The sequence below is a fragment of the Chloroflexota bacterium genome (assembly GCA_020850535.1).
Classification (GTDB): Bacteria; Chloroflexota; UBA6077; order UBA6077; family JACCZL01; genus JADZEM01.
In genome coordinates, this window is the sequence record JADZEM010000134.1 from 36864 (window position 1) to 54850 (window position 17987).

16 protein-coding genes and 1 pseudogene are annotated in these 17987 nt (G+C 68.7%); 7 read left to right on the forward strand and 10 right to left on the reverse strand.

Annotation, left to right across the window (positions count from 1 at the left end; genetic code table 11):
- Positions 1-5: 5 nt before the first annotated feature.
- On the forward strand, positions 6-2492 hold the full coding sequence (locus IT306_19460; GenBank protein MCC7370608.1) for an ATP-dependent Clp protease ATP-binding subunit: 2487 nt from the start codon (positions 6-8) through the stop codon (positions 2490-2492).
- A 223-nt stretch (positions 2493-2715) separates the two neighbouring features.
- The gene (gene radA / locus IT306_19465; GenBank protein ID MCC7370609.1) at positions 2716-4110 is read left to right on the forward strand and encodes a DNA repair protein RadA; all 1395 of its coding nucleotides are present in this window, start codon (positions 2716-2718) and stop codon (positions 4108-4110) included.
- 77 nt (positions 4111-4187) lie between these two features.
- Here the strand turns inward: radA and IT306_19470 are convergent, their stop codons facing one another.
- The gene (locus IT306_19470) at positions 4188-5453 is read right to left on the reverse strand and encodes a hypothetical protein (GenBank protein ID MCC7370610.1); all 1266 of its coding nucleotides are present in this window, start codon (positions 5451-5453) and stop codon (positions 4188-4190) included.
- A 104-nt stretch (positions 5454-5557) separates the two neighbouring features.
- Positions 5558-6842 (reverse strand): annotated as a pseudogene (locus IT306_19475) (putative DNA binding domain-containing protein).
- A 305-nt stretch (positions 6843-7147) separates the two neighbouring features.
- Between IT306_19475 and IT306_19480 the strand changes: the two are divergent.
- The 3 genes from IT306_19480 (at position 7148) to IT306_19490 (ending at position 9546) form a co-directional block, all read left to right on the forward strand.
- A complete protein-coding gene (locus IT306_19480; GenBank protein MCC7370611.1) occupies positions 7148-8266 on the forward strand; it encodes a PIN domain nuclease in 1119 nt (372 codons plus the stop codon).
- Positions 8263-8973, forward strand: a complete 711-nt coding sequence (gene ispD / locus IT306_19485) for a 2-C-methyl-D-erythritol 4-phosphate cytidylyltransferase (protein MCC7370612.1) — start codon at positions 8263-8265, stop codon at positions 8971-8973. The genes IT306_19480 and ispD overlap by 4 nt, the downstream gene beginning before the upstream one ends.
- A gap of 75 nt (positions 8974-9048) precedes the next feature.
- The gene (locus tag IT306_19490; GenBank protein MCC7370613.1) at positions 9049-9546 is read left to right on the forward strand and encodes a 2-C-methyl-D-erythritol 2,4-cyclodiphosphate synthase; all 498 of its coding nucleotides are present in this window, start codon (positions 9049-9051) and stop codon (positions 9544-9546) included.
- A 142-nt stretch (positions 9547-9688) separates the two neighbouring features.
- Here the strand turns inward: IT306_19490 and IT306_19495 are convergent, their stop codons facing one another.
- The 7 genes from IT306_19495 to IT306_19525 form a co-directional block, all read right to left on the reverse strand.
- Positions 9689-11017, reverse strand: a complete 1329-nt coding sequence (locus IT306_19495) for an aspartate aminotransferase family protein (protein ID MCC7370614.1) — start codon at positions 11015-11017, stop codon at positions 9689-9691.
- Between the two features lie 280 nt (positions 11018-11297).
- Complete coding sequence (locus IT306_19500) at positions 11298-11702, reverse strand: hypothetical protein (GenBank protein MCC7370615.1); 405 nt, start codon at positions 11700-11702, stop codon at positions 11298-11300.
- Positions 11699-12556 carry a PspA/IM30 family protein gene (locus tag IT306_19505; protein MCC7370616.1) on the reverse strand — a complete coding sequence of 286 codons (858 nt, stop codon included), beginning with the start codon at positions 12554-12556 and terminating at the stop codon, positions 11699-11701. Before IT306_19505 ends, IT306_19500 begins: the two co-directional genes overlap by 4 nt.
- A gap of 183 nt (positions 12557-12739) precedes the next feature.
- Positions 12740-13294, reverse strand: a complete 555-nt coding sequence (locus tag IT306_19510; protein ID MCC7370617.1) for a rhomboid family intramembrane serine protease — start codon at positions 13292-13294, stop codon at positions 12740-12742.
- A gap of 55 nt (positions 13295-13349) precedes the next feature.
- Complete coding sequence (locus IT306_19515; GenBank protein MCC7370618.1) at positions 13350-14195, reverse strand: LLM class flavin-dependent oxidoreductase; 846 nt, start codon at positions 14193-14195, stop codon at positions 13350-13352.
- Between the two features lie 132 nt (positions 14196-14327).
- On the reverse strand, positions 14328-14600 hold the full coding sequence (locus IT306_19520; GenBank protein ID MCC7370619.1) for a hypothetical protein: 273 nt from the start codon (positions 14598-14600) through the stop codon (positions 14328-14330).
- Positions 14581-14850 carry a WYL domain-containing protein gene (locus IT306_19525; protein MCC7370620.1) on the reverse strand — a complete coding sequence of 90 codons (270 nt, stop codon included), beginning with the start codon at positions 14848-14850 and terminating at the stop codon, positions 14581-14583. Before IT306_19525 ends, IT306_19520 begins: the two co-directional genes overlap by 20 nt.
- Before the next feature lie 136 nt (positions 14851-14986).
- On the opposite strand from IT306_19525, the gene IT306_19530 reads away from it, so the two are divergent.
- Together IT306_19530 and IT306_19535 are read left to right on the forward strand one after the other, a co-directional pair.
- The gene (locus IT306_19530) at positions 14987-15946 is read left to right on the forward strand and encodes a hypothetical protein (protein MCC7370621.1); all 960 of its coding nucleotides are present in this window, start codon (positions 14987-14989) and stop codon (positions 15944-15946) included.
- A gap of 195 nt (positions 15947-16141) precedes the next feature.
- Entirely contained in the window at positions 16142-17380 is a 1239-nt protein-coding gene (locus IT306_19535) for an amidohydrolase family protein (GenBank protein ID MCC7370622.1), read from the forward strand.
- Between the two features lie 88 nt (positions 17381-17468).
- On the opposite strand, the gene IT306_19540 is transcribed toward IT306_19535, so the two are convergent.
- Complete coding sequence (locus IT306_19540; GenBank protein ID MCC7370623.1) at positions 17469-17987, reverse strand: pyridoxamine 5'-phosphate oxidase family protein; 519 nt, start codon at positions 17985-17987, stop codon at positions 17469-17471.

Here is a 17987-nt window from a genome sequence, read left to right on the forward strand (position 1 = left end):
ACCTGATGGCTGACCGTTTTGACAAATTCACCGAGCGGGCGCGCAAGGTCTTGCAGCTTGCGCAGGAGGAAGCTCAGCGGTTCAACCACAACTACATCGGCACTGAGCATCTCCTGTTGGGCCTGGTCCGCGAGGGCGAAGGCGTCGCGGCCAAGGTTCTCGCCAATCTTGGTGTCGAACTGAACAAGGTGCGCTCGGCCGTCGAGTTCATCATCGGTCGGGGTGACCGCACGGTGACTGGCGACATCGGCCTGACCCCGCGCGCCAAGAAGGTGATCGAGCTGTCCGTTGACGAGGCGCGACGGCTGAACCACCATTACATCGGCACGGAGCACCTCCTCCTGGGCCTGGTCCGCGAGGGCGAGGGTATCGCCGCGGGCGTCCTGGAGTCGCTTGGCGTCTCGCTGGACAAGGTCCGCAGCCAGGTGATCTACGTCCTCAACCAGAGCCAGAGCTACTCGCAGCAGGAGTCTCGCCACGCCAGCAAGACGCCGGTCATCGATCAGCTCGGCATGGACCTGACGGCGGCGGCACGGGCCAACAAGCTCGATCCGGTCATCGGGCGGGCGCGCGAGATCGAGCGGGTCATCCAGATCCTCTCGCGGCGCACCAAGAACAACCCGGCCCTGATCGGCGAGCCGGGCGTCGGCAAGACGGCCATCGTCGAGGGTCTCGCCCAGCGGATCGCCTCGGGCGACGTGCCCGAGACGCTGATGGGCAAGCGGCTCCTCACCCTGGACATCGGCTCGCTGGTGGCGGGCACGAAGTATCGCGGTGAGTTCGAGGAGCGGCTCAAGAAGATCATCGAAGAGGTCAAGAACAGCGGCAACTGCGTCCTGTTCATCGACGAGCTGCACACGCTGGTCGGTGCGGGCGCGGCCGAGGGCGCGGTGGACGCCGCGAACATCCTCAAGCCGTCGCTGGCTCGCGGCGAGCTGCAGACCATCGGCGCGACGACCCTGGACGAGTTCCGCAAGTACATCGAGCGGGACGCGGCCCTGGAGCGGCGCTTCCAACCGGTGCTGGTCGAGGAGCCGTCCGTCGAGGACACCATCGAGATCCTCAAGGGCATCCGCGAGCGGTACGAGCAGCATCATCGCCTGGAGATCAGCGACGACGCGCTGAAGGCCGCCGCCGAGCTGGCTGCACGGTACGTGCCTGACCGCTTCCTGCCCGACAAGGCCATCGACCTGGTGGACGAGGCGGCGTCGCGGGTGCGGATGCAGCGGGCGAGTGCGCCGCCCTCCTACAAGGAGATGCTGCGCAGCCTCGAATCGGTCCAGAACGAGAAGGAAGCGGCCATCTCGGCGCAGCAGTACGAGCTGGCGGCCGAGTACCGCGACCAGGAGGCCAAGCTGCGGGCCAAGCTCGAGAAGATCGAGTCTGGCTGGCAGACGCAACAGAGCGCCGACAAGCCCGTCGTCTCGGCAGAGGACATCGCGCACGTGGTGGCGATGTGGACGGGCATCCCGGTGATGCGGATCGCCGAGGAGGAGGGCGCGCGGCTGCTCAAGATGGAAGAGGCCCTGCACCAGCGGGTCAAGGGCCAGGACGAGGCGATCACGATGGTCGCGAAGGCCGTGCGGCGTGCCCGCGCAGGCCTGAAGGATCCTCGTCGCCCCATCGGCTCCTTCATCTTCCTCGGCCCCACGGGCGTCGGCAAGACGGAGCTGGTCCGGACGCTCGCCGAGTTCATGTTCGGCAGCGAAGAGGCGATGATCAAGATCGACATGTCCGAGTTCATGGAGCGGCACTCCGTGGCTCGCCTTGTCGGGGCGCCTCCAGGGTACATCGGGTACGAAGAGGGTGGTCAGCTGACCGAGGCCGTGCGGCGCAAGTCGTACTCGGTGGTCCTGCTGGACGAGATCGAGAAGGCCCACCCTGAGGTCTTCAACATCCTGCTCCAGATCATGGACGACGGCCGCCTGACGGACGCCAAGGGTCGGAAGGTCGACTTCCGGAACACCATCATCATCATGACCTCGAACGTCGGCGCGGAGCTGATCCGGCGCGAAAGCGTGCTCGGGTTCAACACCCCGAAGGATCTGCTCAAGGACGCGCAGGGCGCCTACGAGCGCATGAAGGAGAAGGTGCTCACGGAGATGCGGAAGCTGTTCCGCCCCGAGTTCCTGAACCGTATCGACTCCACGATCGTGTTCAGCGCGCTCCAGGCCGAGCAGATTCGCCAGATCATCGATCTGCTCCTGAACCGGGTCCAGACCCAGCTGACCGAGCAGCGGATGACGCTCGAAGTCACCGAGGGCGCCAAGGAGGTCCTGATGACGAAGGGCTTCGACCAGATCTACGGCGCACGCCCGATGCGCCGCGCGATCATGACGGCCATCGAGGACCCGTTGGCCGAAGGGCTGCTGCACGGCAAGTTCCAGCCGGGCGACTTCGTCATCGCGGATGCCCGCGACGGCGAGATCGTGCTGGAGGTCAAGGAGCGGGCCGAGCCGGAGCCAGAGCCGGAGCCGGCCGCAACCGCCTGAGTCGGCAGGCTATCTCACGTAGGTAGACGGGGGCGGGCCGCGAGGCTCGCCCCCTTTGCTTTGTGGCAGAGAGGCCCACAGGCCCAGGCCTGGGAGGCCCTCACCCCCCGGCCCCCTCTCCCTGTGCGCGGGAGAGGGGGAGAAACGAAACTCTCGTGCGTCTCCCCCTCTCCCGCGCACAGGGAGAGGGGGCCGGGGGGTGAGGGCCTCCCCAGGAGAACCAATGGCAAAGGCACGGACCGAGTACGTCTGCAAGGCCTGCGGCGCGAAGGCCGTGCGCTGGAGCGGGCGCTGCGCCGAGTGCGAGGGCTGGAACACGCTCGAAGAGCGGGTGGTGAGGACGGTGGCCCCGGCCGCGACGGCTGTCCGCCCGCGCGCCGCCGCGAGTCCTGGTGCGCCGGGGGGCAGCACCCGGCCGCTGCGCCTCCACGAGATCGACGTGGCCGACTTCGACCGGCTGGCCGTCGGCATCGACGAGTTCGGGCGGGTGCTCGGCGGCGGCATCGTGCCGGGATCGCTGGTGCTGATCGGCGGGGATCCCGGCGTCGGGAAGAGCACCCTGCTGGCCCAGGTCTGCAACGCCGTGGCCGAGCGGAACGGCCCGGTCCTCTACATCTCCGGCGAGGAGTCGCTGGCGCAGATCGGGCTGCGGGCGCGGCGGCTCGGGCTGGCCGCGAACGACTTGCTGTTCGTCAGCGAGACGGACCTGGGCACGATCCTGGAGACCATCGAGAACGCCCAGGCGTCGATGGTGGTGGTGGACTCGATCCAGAGCATCCACAGCGCGGACGTGGAGTCCTCCCCGGGCAGCGTCAGCCAGCTTCGGGAGTGCACGCTGCGGCTGATGCAGCTTGCCAAAGGCAGCGGCGTCAGCGTCTTCCTGATCGGCCACGTCACCAAGGAAGGTGCGCTGGCCGGCCCGAAGATGCTGGAGCACATGGTCGACACGGTCCTCTACCTGGAGGGGGAGCGCTACCACGCCTACCGGCTGCTCCGGGGCACCAAGAACCGCTTCGGGCCGACGCACGAGGTCGGGGTGTTCGAGATGCGCGGCGAGGGGATGGTCGAGGTGACGAACCCCTCGGCGGCGTTCCTCTCGGAGCGCGGCGAGGGCACGACTGGCTCGTCGGTGCTGGTGACGATGGAGGGGACGCGCCCGCTGCTGGTGGAGGTCCAGGCGCTGGCAAGCCGCAGCTCGCTGGCGGTGCCACGGCGGGCGGCGAACGGCATCGAGAACAATCGCCTGCTGCTGGTCTCGGCGGTGCTGGCGCGCCGGCTGGGCATCCCGCTCCACGATCAAGACCTGTACGTCAACGTGATCGGCGGCCTGCGGATCGACGAGCCGGCGGCCGACCTGGCCGTTGCGCTCTCGATTGTCTCCAGCTTCAAGGATCGGGAGGTCGATCCGCGCGCGGTGGTGGCAGGTGAGATCGGCCTGTCTGGCGAGCTGCGGAGCGTCGGGCAGTTGGAGATCCGCCTGCGCGAGGCCGCCAAACTCGGGTTCGAGCGGGCGGTGGTGCCGCGCTCGGCGTCGTTGCGGGAGATGAACGGCCTGGGCCTGGAGCTGATCCCGGCCTCGACGCTCCGCGAGGCGATCAACGCGGCGCTGCTGCCGTAGCGCAGTTCTTCCGAACTGGGCATTCTCAGCATCGCGAGCGGGGGGCTGCTGCTTGCTAGCCTGACTCCTGGCGATCACTACGGACGATCTTGCGTTGGCAGAAGATCGACAGTTGGTCCCGGTGCTTGGATGCGGCGAACTCGGGCATCGCTTGCAAGGCCGCAGAGCTGATTGATGGGCACCAACGCCGCCACCTGTGCGTATGGCACCAGGTCGCTAGCCGGATACCGTCGGACGGTCTGGAAGGCGAACCGCGTTGCCAGATCCCCTTCCTCACCAGCCAACTCAACGCTCACGCTGAGCGACTGACCTTGCAGGTGCAGCCGCTTGCCCTTTCTGAGTGGGAAGGCGTTGATGTAGCCCGCCATTGCGACAGGGTTCGACGACAGCACCACCTCAAGTAGCTCGATGTCCATCCATCCCAGCCTCTCCTGCTCTGGCGAGAGCGGCGAGTTCGGATCAGGTATCGGCGGCGGCCACGGGAGCTCAGACGGAATGGTCCTGGGCCGATCACCACCCCAGTTTATGGGCCAACGGCCATGTCGCATCGCCCGAACGGTCCACGCGTAGGGTTGGCCTGGCTCCGTATACCCTGGTAGCTGCAACCGGACCACACGGGGGTCTTCCCCAATCATGCACACCGTATCGAGCCTCGCGAACGTGTAGAAGCGGTTCATCAGACCGCTTCCAGGATCACGCGGCGGATACCAGTCTAGGGCGACCCGGTCGACCACTGACAGATCGTACTGTTGCAGGAAGTCGCCGATGTCGTCTGGCATCTCCAGCCGGATCAGCACGCGATCTTTGTCATTGTTCAAGCGGATCATTCGCGGTAGCGGCGGCTGGTCACGCTCCCATTGTGGCCTGATCCCGATGCTTTCTATCTCCCGCGGCGGTGGCGGTAGGCAATTGAATACTTCGACGAACGCGTCGCGGTCGGGCGCTTGCAGTAGGCGCAGCAGGTCCGGCTCCAACGAGGAGAGGCGGGCACATCCGGTTGGCGCGTTTGGATCGACCAGCGCCGGTGGGTACGGCCAGGCTGCTCCCCGTTGCTCTACCCACTTGACGGTGTCGTGAGCAGCCACATCTACCAGTGCACCGACCGGCACCCATGCGTTGATGCTCTCGTTTGTCTCGCTGCCCCACTTCCAGAGATGGATTTCTCCACCGAGCGCCGTCACGGCCCTCCGTGCCTCAATCGCCTGACCGGGATGGGATTGAATCGTGACCCTGACACGGTCGCCGTCGAGGCGGAAGCGCCACCTGACAACTGCACGGTGCCGATGTCCATCGGCCTCGGCCTGGACCAGTTCCCTGAGTGCTTGCTCCAGGCGTTCCGTCACCGTCCAGTCCTCGCTGAGCCGTGCACACCATCATACGAGATGCATCAAACGTTGTCTGCACTCCATGATGGAGATTCGCATGGTTGGTGCAAAGCCGTAGATCGTCAGGGCTGCACCGGCCGGACGGTCACCCGCACATGCGTGGACAGCACCTGGAAGTCGGGTGGCGGGTTGCCGTTCTCCGCGAGCGCCCGCCGCGCAATCGGAATGCCTGCTCCGAACCGCTGGATGTAGCCCAGCACCCGCATCGCCTCTGCAAGATTCGGATTGCGATAGTCGGTCAGACTGGGCTGACCGAACGTGTCAGCCGTGACAGTGCCGAAAGGTCCACCGGGGTTGATGATCTCAATCCGGTCGTCGAACCACGTGACGCGGACCGGGGCATGCGTTGCTTCATAGGTCCGGTGCAGGATCGCATTGCGGACGAGCTGCTGGAGCGCCGCGAGCGGATAGGGCTGGCGGCGCACCTCAACCGGGCTGCTGGTGAACTCGACAGCCATCCGATTGTGGGAGATCAGCTTGTCATCCACACGACGGAGCACGTCATCCAGCCCGCCGTCGATGACCAGCTCATCCACGATGGGATCGGCAAGCGTCGCGCCCTGGATGCGTAGAAACTGAACGTAGGCGCCCGGCAGGAAGTCACGAGTCCGATGGGACAGCACCAGGACGCCCAGAACCGTCGGTGTAGGGTCGTCCGTCGCAGCGATCATCTTGGTGGCGGCCAGGCGCTGTTCGCAGGTGCGGTCGTTCGCTTCAAGGACGTCCGGCGCAAACGCCGCCGGTAGCATATTGCTCCTCGAAATAGTAGCGTCCGAGATCGGTGAGAGATGAGCCGCGCTGATGGGAGCGGCTGCGCATCGAACGGGGTATCTCGATGACGCCGCTTCTCCGACAGCAGCCGCTCATCCTGGGCCGTCGCAATGCCCCGTCGCGGCCCGGTCCGAATGAAGAAGCGCGCCGCCGGCCGCCGCCGACGCCGGGTCGAGTCGCAACGCCCCGTCGCGGCCCGGTCCGAATGAAGATGCGCCTCCGAAAGCGAACTGGCGGGGCATCTGCCGGCGTCACCGCGACGACAGCTACGTCGGAGCCGCGCAGCATACGCTTCGCCACCACGAGCGTCGGCGGGGGGAGTATATTGCCATCTGTCTTGATATCTGCGAGCTGGCGGAGCAGTTCGTCCGTGACCGGGCGGCCGGATGGCGAGCCGTCGTCGCGCACGCCAACAAACAAGACGCCCGGGCGCCGGTGGTTCGGCAGATCGTTGGCGAAGGCGCACACGGCTTCACGGGCGCTGGTGGGGACATCGCCCCGGAACGATTCCTTGCGCTCGACAAGGTCTGATTCCGGGTCGGCGAGCATCGCCTCCAACTCGTGGTCCGTGTACATCATCACCTGATCGACTCCGCCCTCGCTACCCGAGTACCCGCTATACCGCATCGTGGCTGCGCTCCATCATCGAGGACGCGCAGCGGTGGCCCGCTCGTAGATTCTTTGAAGTTTCCTGCGCTGCTCGCTAGAGTTCCCACGACGCATGAGCCAGGGACGGCTCCCGGTCACCGGTGGTCGCCAGGCGCGAGCGCCGAGCACGATTGGACGTGGAAAGGAGGCCCGCCGCGAGTACCGTTGCCCGCCGAGGTCTGATCGGCCCAGCCGCCAGACCGTTTACGGCTCACGCCCCTGAGGTATCCCCCATGACTCTCGTACGCATCGAAATGGTGCTACGGCTCGTGGGTGGTGTGATCGCTGCCCTCGCAGTTGCCGAGGTGGAGCGCAGCGCCCTGACGCCCATGCCCTCGTTCCTCGCCCCCTGGCCTTATCTGCTCACCGTTATCATCGGAACGGGCGCCGTCGCTGCCTTCGTCCTCGCCTTCGCGCTGACCCCTGCCCTGACCACCAGACCGTTCTTCTGGGCGCTCGCTCGGACCACCGAGATGCCCGCAAGCGATGTCCTGGCGGCGGCAGTCGGTGCGGTCCTCGGACTGCTCGTCGGCGTCCTGGTCGCGATCCCGCTGTCCTACCTGCCCTGGTACCTGGGAAGCTTTCTGCCCATCGGGGCGAGCCTCGCGCTCGCCTATCTCGGCGTGACCGCCATGCTGGCCCACAAGAAGGAGCTGCTGCCGCTCGTCCCCGGCTCGAAGATGAAGGACGAGCCGGCCCCGGTGGCGACGGACAGCGTCCGTCCGTGCGTTGTCGATACCAGCAGCATCATCGACGGCCGCATCGCCGACATCGGCCTGACCGGGTTCATACCAGGACCGCTGCTGGTGCCGCGCTTCGTCCTCCGCGAGCTGCAGCACATCGCCGATTCAGCGGATGCCATGCGGCGGGCGCGCGGCCGGCGCGGCCTCGACATCCTCAACAAGCTCCAGAAGGACGCCACCGTCCCACTCGTCATCCACGAGGATGATGGCGAGCCGGGCATCGAGGTCGATGCGCTGCTGGTGCAGCTCGCCCGCAAGCTGAACTGCCCGATCATCACCAACGACTACAACCTCAACCGCGTGGCCGGCCTCCAGGGCGTCCGCGTGCTGAACGTCAACGAGCTGGCGAACGCCGTCAAGTCGATCGTGCTGCCCGGCCAGGAGATGAGCATCAAGGTCATCCAGGAGGGCAAGGAGGTCGGCCAGGGCGTCGGCTACCTCGAAGACGGCACCATGGTGGTGGTGGAGAACGGGCGGCGCGGCCTCGGCACGACGGCCACCGTGGTCGTCTCCCGGGTGCTGCAGACGGCAGCCGGACGGATGGTCTTCGCCCACCTGCGCTCGGCCGGGGCCAACGAGCCACCCGCCCGAGACGGCACAAACGGGTGATCGGCGGCGATCTCGTCGGCGCGATCCTCGTCGCGGCCGGCCGCAGCACGCGCATGGGCTTCGACAAGCTCTGGGCCGACCTCGGCGGTCGGCCCGTGCTGTCCTGGAGCCTGTCCACCCTGGCCGCCTGCCCGGCGCTCGACCGCCTGGTGGTGGTGTCCAGCGACGAGCGGCAAGATGAGACGTGGCGGCTGGTCGGACGGTCCGTGCCGGCCCGGCTGCGCCCCCGGACCGTCCTGGGCGGAGAGCGGCGGCGCGACTCGGTGGCGGCCGGCCTGGACGCGCTCGCCGAGTGCGCCTGGGTGCTGATCCACGACGCCGCACGCCCGTTCATCACCGAGCGGCTCGTCGTGCGGGGACTGGCCGAAGTCCAGGAGACCGGCGCCTGCGTGGCCGCCTTGCCCGCGCGGGACACCATCAAGCGGGTGGACGCCGCACGCAACGTGCTGGAGACGCCGCCGCGCGCGCAGCTCTGGACCGTCCAGACGCCGCAACTGTTCCGGATGGACCTGCTCCGACGGGCCATGGCCGCTGTCGACGAGGATGCCACCGACGAAGCCGCCTTGATCGAGCAGGTTGGGGGAACGGTCCGCGTCTTTGAAGGCGAGGTCAAGGGCTTCAAGATCACCACGCCCGAGGATCTGGAGATCGCGCGGGCGCTGCTGGCCGCGTCGGGCGTCTCGTCCGAAGACGTGGGGCCGCGGTGAAGGCCCGTTGCCAGCCGGCGGTGAGTCCGTCGTGAGAGCGTGTGGTGCGCTTCCGATGACGCTGGCGTCCGCACGATGACCGCACGACATCCGAACCTGCCTCGGGTCGGGACCGGGCTGGACGTGCATGCGTTGGCGGCAGGCCGGCGGCTGGTGCTGGGCGGCGTCGAGATCCCACACACCCACGGGCTGGCCGGCCACTCTGACGGCGATGCGCTGGTACATGCCGTCGTGGACGCGCTGCTCGGGGCGGCCAATCGCGGCGATATCGGCCAGTGGTTCCCCTCGTCGGATCAGCGATGGGCGGGAGCGGACAGCATCGAGATGCTGCGAACCGTGGCGCAGACGCTGGCGGCTGAAGGCTGGAGCATCGGCAACGTCGATGCGACGGTGATCGCGCAGCGGCCGCGCATCGGCCCACACATCGCCGCCATGCGCGAGCGGCTCGCCGACGCGCTCGGCGTGCCCGCGGACGCTGTGAGCGTCAAGGCCACCACCACCGATCATCTTGGGGCGCTGGGCCGCGCCGAGGGGATCGCGGCCCAGGCGGTGGCGCTGCTGGTGCGCGCCTGACGACTCAGTCGTCGTAGATGTGCTCCGCGAGTACCCAGCCGGGGCCGGTGCTCCGGCTGTCCTGGCAACGCACAGGGCCGCCACCGTTGAGCCGGCGGCCCTGAACCTGCGTGGCACGGAGTGGGGAGAAGTGGGCGCGAGGTCAGGCCGTGCCGGCGGCCACCCGCTTCGCGGCGCGCTCCAGCCGCTCCAGCGCGAGGTCGATGTCCTCCAGGGTGTGCATCGCCGAGAGGCCGGAGTGCCACAGCGAATGGAGGTAGACGCCCTCCTCCTGGGCAACCGCCTGGAAGCGGGCAGCCAGGGCCTTGTCGTACTTCATCGAGTCGCGGTAGTTCGTCGGCTCCGCTTCCAGGCCGTAGTTCAGGCAGAACCGGTTGCCGACGCCCTGCACCTGGACCGGCAGGCCCGCCTGCTGGAAGATGTCGCGCAGGTTCGGGTAGAGCCGCTCCTGGAGCCGCTCGAAATGCTCCCAGAAGCTGGCCTGCTCTGCCAGCTTGAGGAACGCGTTCGCGGCCAGGATCGGCAACGGGTGCGCGTTGAAAGTGCCGCTGTGGACGGCCCCGCCCAGCGGCGAGACGGCCCCCATGACCTCGCGGCTGCCGGCGAACGCGCTGAGCGCGAGGCCGCCGCCGATGGCCTTGCCCAACGTACACATATCCGGCGTGACGCCGAGGTAGCCCTGGGCGCAGCTCGACCCCGTGCGGAACCCCGAGAGGATCTCGTCGAAGATCAGGACGATGTCTAGCTCCTTCGTCAGGCTGCGGACGGCCTGAAGGAACTCCGGGGTCGGGATGATGCCGCCCGAGTTGAAGTTGATCGGCTCCATGATGACAGCGGCGATCTCGTGCGCACGGGCGCGCAGTGTACGCTCCAGCGTCTCGGGATCGTTGAAGGGGAGGACCGTCACGTAGCTCTGGAGGCCGGCCGGGATGCCGCCGCTCTCTGGCAGGGTGGCCGGACTCTCGAACGGGCCGGCCTGCTCGGGGTCCGGCCAGGTGCTGTAGCCCAGGTAGTCGTGATAGCCGTGGAAGTGCCCCTCGAACTTCACGATGATGTCGCGGCCGGTGTACATGCGCGCGGTGCGGATCGCGTGCCAGGTCGTCTCGGTGCCGGAGGTCGTGAAGCGGACCAGCTCGGCGCTCGGGACCATCTCCGTCAGGCGACGGGCCGCCTCGCCCTGCTCCTCCATCTCGAACGAGCAGAGGATCCCACGTGCCAACGCCTCCTCGACGGCCGCCACGACGTCTGGGTGGCCGTGCCCGAGCAGGCTCGCGCCGAAGGACGTACAGAAGTCGATGTACTCCTTGCCGTCCACGTCCCAGACGCGGGAGCCCTTGCCGCGCGCCGCCACGAACGGCAGGCCAGTCCCGCGATGGATGCGGGCCGCCGCGGTGACGCCGCCGGGAAGGACCTTCTTGGCCTCTTCGAAGTACTGCTCTGCGCGGGTCACTTCGCGGGTTTGCTGCACCATCTTGACTCTCACCGTCCTGAAGCTGGGCATCACGCCTCTGCGGCGAGTCTACGTGACCATGGTGCCGGCATTCAACAGTGCAGCAGCGTCGTCGGGACTTGAAGAAGATTGATTCTTTGCTGTGGCAAAGGCCCTCACCCCCCCGCCCCCTCTCCCTGTGCGCGGGCGAGGGGGAGGAACGACCGTCTCGTGTGTCTCCCCCTCGCCCGCGCACAGGGAGAGGGGTTGGGGGTGAGGGCCTCCCTCGGTCGGGGGGTGAGGGCCACTTCCGGACGGTGCGCTACGGCGCCGGTGGGGCCGGCGGAGCAGGCGGAGGCGGCGGCCCGCCGGGTCGGCCCGGTCCACCGGGGCCACCAGGGCCAGCCGGGCGCGGCGCTTCAGGCTTCGCGTGCGGCTTGCCGACGAACCCGCCCTCCGGCTTGCCTTCGAAGCGGTTCGGCGGCGCGAGCCGCGCGTGCGGCGGGCGGTCGTGGCCGCCGAACCAGGCCAGCGCGTGCCGGCCCTCGAAGGCGAGGCCCAGCCCGACCGCCGCCAGCACCGTGAGCGCGATCGCACCGAGCACCACTGTTCGTGTAGAGCGGGCCGTCCAGGACTCCAGGCGACGCGAGCCGCCGCCCAGGGCAGCAAGGGAGCGAGCGAGACCAGCCCGCAGCCTCGCGCCGAAACTCGGGGATTCAGGGTTCACAGGGTTGCCTCCACGGGCTTGCTAGCCACCACGGGCTTGCTAGCCACCACGGGCGTGACAGCTTCCACGGGCGTGATGGTCTCGGCCGGCGCGCGCTCAGGTTGTGCGGCGGCCGGCGCGGGCACGGCCTTCACCTCGACGGTATGGTGTGGCGCGGGCAAGCCAAGCTCGTCGCGCAGTCGATCGAGCGCCTCCTCGATGCGCGGCGGCATTGAGACGATGGCCAGCTCACGGTCGACGTAGCTGGGCGCCATCACGCTGCCGAGCGCCGGCCCGATGGCCACCGTCTCCAGGGCGCGGGTGCGCGCCTGGATCGTGAGCAGTCTGTCCTCGAAGCGCCGCACGTCCTGGCCGACGCTGGTGACGGTCCGACTGTAGCCGGTCAGCGCCTCGCCGACGCGCAAGCGGGCCTGCGTCGCACCGTACTGGGCCTTGAGGACTTCCTTGCGCGAGCGGAACGACTGGACGGCCCCGGCAAGCTCGGTCTCCTGACGGTGCAGGCCCTGGCGCTCGTGATCCAGCCGCTCACGCTCGGACTGGGTGCGGGAAAGCTGCTCGTCAAGCTCCTCGCGGCGCGCCAGCGAGATCCTGGCAAGGTCGTCGCGGCCCGCCACCAGCGCCCGCCGCGCCTGCTCCTGGCACGCACCCACGCCGTCGGCAAGCTGCCGGGCCTCGATCTCCAGGCGGGCATTGATCGTCTCCAGCTCGAGCCGGCCGCGCCGCGTCTCGTCGAGCGCCTTCATCTGCTGCGAGAACGCCCGCTCCAGCGCGTAGGTCGGGTCTTCGATCCGCTCGGAGCCGCTCTCGAAGAGCCGGCCCAACAGCCCGAAGAATCGACTGATCGGGTTCAGCATCGTGGCCTCCACACGGGTGATGACTACATCGTCCCTGTGGGGCCTGACGTGCGGCTCCAGCGAGGCTGAACGTTTCCTGACGAAGCGGTCCGGCGGCGTTCTCACACCAGACACGGAGAAGCCGCCCCTCCGGCGTGGAAGGGCGGCCCGGCAGCAACGTCAGAGGGCGACCTGGCAGGGACCCTACAGGGCGGCGGTGTGCTGCGGCCGGAGCACTCCGGCCGTCGAGACGCCGGCCAGGAACCCGAACAGGTGGCCTTGCCAGGAGATGCGGGGGTCGCTCGGCAGGACGCCCCAGAGCGCGCCGCCGTAGAGTACGGCCACCAGCAGCGCGATGGCCAGCGAGCCAAAGCTGCGCTCGAAGTAGCCGCGCGCCAGCAGATACCCGATGTACCCGAAGATCAGGCCGCTCGCGCCGATGTGGACGGTGTTGCCCGGCGCCAGCAGCCAGACGCCCAGCCCGCCAAGCACCATCACCAGCAACGAGACGCCGATAAACGTCCCCATGCCCCGCAGCATCACCAGGAAGCCGAGTGTCAGGAAGGGGATCGTGTTGGCGCTGAGGTGCGCGAAGCTGCCGTGCAGGAACGGCGCCAGCAAGATGCCGAACAGCCCGCTCAGGCTGCGCGGGTGAATCCCGAACGAGTCCATCCAGCGGCCCGGCACGATCCAGTCGAGAATCTCCAGCGTCCAGGTGATCGCGACGAGCGCCACCAGGACGATCACGCCTTGCACCATCGTCCCTCTCCTGAGGTGTCAGTTTGTCTCGGGCCGGGCGGCCGGCGGCGCGCGCCTACACCACGTCGCGCAGGCGAGCCACCTGATCCAGGTCGGCGATCGTCGGGTTGAGCAGCACCTCGTCCACGCCGATCTGCTCGCAGGCCTGCACCCAGTCGCGGATCGACTCGGGCGTGGTCAGCGTGCTCTCGGCGATGAAGTCCACCCGTTCCGGCCAGTAGGCGTAGTAGTGACGCACGGTGGCCTGCCCGCGTTCCCGGGCGTCTGGCCCGAGCGCGTAGGCGTTGAGCGCCACGAAGCGCGGCCGGCCAGCGCGCCCGAACTCGCGCCAGCCCTCCTCCACCAGCTTGAAGCAGGCGGCGATGTCCGGCGGCGTCCGCACGCCGATGTACCCATCCGCGTACTGCCCGACCCGCTTCAGGGCCGATGGCGCGAACGCCCCGATCAGCAGCTCGGGGCCGCCCGGCTGGACCGGAGCCGGGCCAATCGGACCGACCGTCTCCGAGAACGGCTCGCCGCGCCAGAGCCGCCTGAGCGTGGCAAGCTGCTCGTCGAAGCGCCTGCCACGGTCGTGGAAGGTCAGGTCAACGGCGTCGTAGTCACTGGTGCGCGCCCCGATGCCCAACCCCAGCGAGAGCCGCCCGTTCGAGAGGCGATCCACCGTCGTGGCCTGCTTGGCGAGCAGCCCGGCGCTCCGCGTGGTGCCGAGGATGACGGCTGGCAGGAGTCGTACGTTGGCGGTCACGGCGGCCATCGCGGCCAGGGTCGTCATCACCTCGTAGTTGTCGTAGGCGATCCGGTCGATGAAGCTCAGGCTGCTGAAGCCGCTGGCGTCTGCTCGCCGCGCCCACTCCAGCAGCAGGTCGCCTGGGGTTCCGGGGATGGTGGTCGGCACGCCGATGCCGATCTTCACGGATCGTCCTCCTCCGCACGCGCCTCGGCGCGTGGTGCACGTCAGTGTGACTGAGGGCGAGTATCGCGGTGGGGGCGGCCAGCGTCAACGATTCCGAGGACGACGAAAGCGCCGGCGTACCTACAGTCCATGCGCCTCGGCCGCCGCGACCAGCGCAGCAGCGTGCCGTTTGATGGCCGTCTTCAGCTCGGGCGGCTCGACGATCCCGATGGGCCAGTGCAAGCCGGCCAGGCAGCGCGCCATCCAGTCCATATGCTGCACGAACCCGGTCAGGGTCACGCCGCCCTCGACCTCGCTCAGGACGCCCACGCCCGGCAGCACCCACCCACGGGCCTGCTCCAGGCTGGTCCGCATCAGGACGTGGAGCGTCAGCTCACTGGGCAGCGTCGCCAACGAAGCGGACCACGTAGGCGAGGCTGTCGAAGCCGGCCGGGCGCGTGAACGTCTCGGTCCGCAGGCTGGCCTCCAGCACGCGATCCAGCCGAAAGACGCGCGGCTCCTGACGCAGGTGGCAGTACCCGACGCAGTACCAACGCCCGACCCGGTACACCACGCCGTACGGATCGATCTCCCGCTCAGACTCGGAGTCCGGCCGGCCAGCCCGGTACCGGATCCAGGCGCGTCGCTCTCCAGGGCTCCGCACCGTGCGCCGCCTCCAGGAAGTATGCACTTGTGTTGCAATCAGGTTGACCGTTGGTTGCCAGGGTACCAATCCTGGCCGACAACCCGTATCGTGAGAGGAACGCGGACAGTGCGAGCGTCTGGGGTAGGGAGCGGGCATGGTCGTGAAGAGCGTTCGGCACACGGTAAGCAGGGGCCTCGTCTTAGGCGTCGCCGCGCTGTCGGCGCTGGTGACCAGCATCGGGCCGACGACCCCGGCCGCGGCGAGCCAGCACCTACCAGTCGCCTCGTCGTTCAGGCAGGCGGAATGCCAGTACACGCCGACCCAGCGGATGGTCCAGGTCAACCAGCCGGCCATCCGCGAGGCCTCGGGGCTTGCGGCCAGCGTCCAGTGGCCGGGCGTCTACTGGACCCTCAACGATTCAGGCAACACCCCTGAGCTGTTCGCCTTCCGGGAGGACGGCGCAGCGCTGGGCGCGTTCCGCGTCACCGGCGCGTCAAACGGCGACTGGGAAGCGCTGCAGCTCGGGCCAGACGGCGCCGGCGGCCACGCGCTCTACGTGGGCGACGTCGGCGACAACGACCATCAGCGCCGTCAGCTCACCATCTGGCGGATCCCCGAGCCGGACCCCTCCTCTGGCGGCGAGACTGCGCCAGCCACGGCGTTCCGCTTCAGCTACCCCGGCCTGAACCACAACACCGAGGCGATGCTGGTGCACCCGATCACCGGCGAGATCCTGCTGATCACCCGCGAGGCCAGCGGCATGAGCCTGGTGTTTCGGCTGCCTTTGCCGCTCGACAGCGAGCAGGTGATGGTGGCGGACATCGTGGACGTGGTGAACGTGCGTGGCTTCGACCCGTCGAGCGGGCAGGTGACGGATGCAGCGTTCTCCGCGGACGGCAAGCACATCGCGCTGCGGACCTACGCCAGCATCCTCCTCTTCGAGGTCCCGGATCGCGGCGGCATCGACGCCATGTGGAACGAGCCGCCGCGTGTCTTCCACCTGTCAGACGGCGCGAAGGGCGAAGGGCTGACGTTCCGTCCGAACTCGGACGACCTTCTGTCGATCGGCGAGGAGCGGCCAGCCGTCCTCTACCGCACACCCTGGCAGTGCTGACCCGCCCCCATCACGAGCCAGCGGGCCGCAGGCGGATAGTTCGGCGCTGTTCCTGGTCGAGCAGCCCCGCCAGGAGGTCGGCGACTGAGACGTGGCGCTCGCGTGCGAGCACGCGGGCCCGCTCGAACGCGTCGCGCGACAGGAGAGCGCGTGGGGTACCATCCGGGCGGTTGAGGCACGGGAGGAGGCGGCCCGATGGCGCTTCGTGGCTACCGCGCGCGATGGATCATCGACGGCACCGGCGGCCCGATCCACCCGGGGACGGTCCTGGTCGAGGACGCCTGGGTTGTGGAGGTGGTGCGGCGCGGGCAGTTGCCATCTGACGCGGAGATCGTCGATCTCGGAGACGCGGCCATCCTGCCGGGGCTGATCGACGCCCACGTGCACCTGATCTGGGCCGGCGCGGCGCCGAACCCCGAGGAGATCCGCGCCCGCGAGTCGGTCCCGATGGGCACGGTCCGGGCCGTTCGGCACGCCGCCGACACGCTGCTCGGCGGCACGACCACCGTCCGCGACGTTGGCTGCCCGAACGGCGTGGCCTTCGCCGTGCGCGACGCCGTCAACGCCGGTGTGATCCCCGGCCCGCGCATCCTGGCGGCCGGCGCTCCGCTGGTGATGACGGGCGGCCACTGTCATCCGATGGGTGTCGAGGTGGACGGCCCATACGAGGCGCGGAAGGCCGCCCGCCAGCAGCTCAAGGAGGGCGCAGACCTGCTCAAGATGCTGGCGACGGGCGGCGTCTACGGGCTGCACCACGACGAGCCGTGGTCGCCACAACTGGAGCTGGACGAGCTGCAGGCGGCGGTGGCCGAGGCCCGCAAGGCGCACCGGGTTGCCGCGATCCATGCCGAGGGCGAGCAGGGCATCGCGACGGCGATTGAGGCGGGAGCGGACACCATCGAGCACGGCAACCAGCTCACGCGCGAGCTGGCCGAGAAGATGGCGAAGCGCGGCGTGTTCCTGGTGCCGACGCTGGCCTGGTTCTTCAACGTCGCCGAAGCCACGCCCGGCCCGACCTTCAACGAGGAGTATGTCCGCAAGGGCCGGCTGATGGCCGAGGCCAGCGCACGCGGCATCATGCTGGCGAAGACGGCCGGCGTGAAGATCGCGGCCGGCACGGACACCGGCGCGCCGCTGGTGCCGCACAACTCGGTGCGGCGGGAGATCGAGCTGCTGGTCCGGCTCGGGCTGACGCCGCACGAGGCGATCCAGTCAGCGACCCGGGTCGCCGCCGAAGCGCTGCGGGTCGATGGGCAGGTCGGGACGCTCGAACAGGGCAAGTTCGCAGACCTGATCGTCGTGGGCGGCGACCCGACGGCCGATCCGCACGTCCTCTACGACCTCCGGATGGTGATGAAGGGCGGCAAGATCGTGCAGCAGTCGGCAGGAAGCGGCGCGACAGGTCTGGCAACTGGGCAGAGCGCCGGCCCGTAGCGCGGGGGCGTGTCCCCCGCCCGTTTTGGCTGACATCGGGTGGGGGACACGCCGCCGCGCTACAGATTGGGTATGGCGCGCTCGACTCTCACGACGGCGCTGCCTCCGGAAACGTCCAGCGCGTCGGGTCGCCCATGTCAGCCTGCCAGCCGTAGACCTTGCTGGGCCGCACCCGGAAGGCCGGCCCGATTGGCCCGTCTGCGTCCGCGATCTCGTCGCCGCTTGGGACAGCCGTATGGCTGTACTTGGCGTTGTACGCCGCGCAGAACCGCTCCAGGTCGGAAGCGGTCCGCACGGCCTCTGCGACGCCCTCGACGATCAGGCTCTCGCTGCCATCCTCCAGGTTGACGCTGACGTGCGGGTTGGCTCGCAGGCTCTTGACCGCCTGCGAGCCGGTGGTGAACCAGAGGCCATCCTCCAGCCAGACGCACCAGAGCGGACGGGCGTGCGGGCTGCTGTCCGCCCGCACCGTCACGACCCAGTAGTTGCGCGCGGCCGTCAGCCGCTCGACGGCCCACGCCCACGGCAGGAGGGCTGACGTCGCCCGCTCGCCGAAGAGCATCGGAACCTGGGCCGTCGGCTCGGGCAGCGGAACAACCTCAGGCAT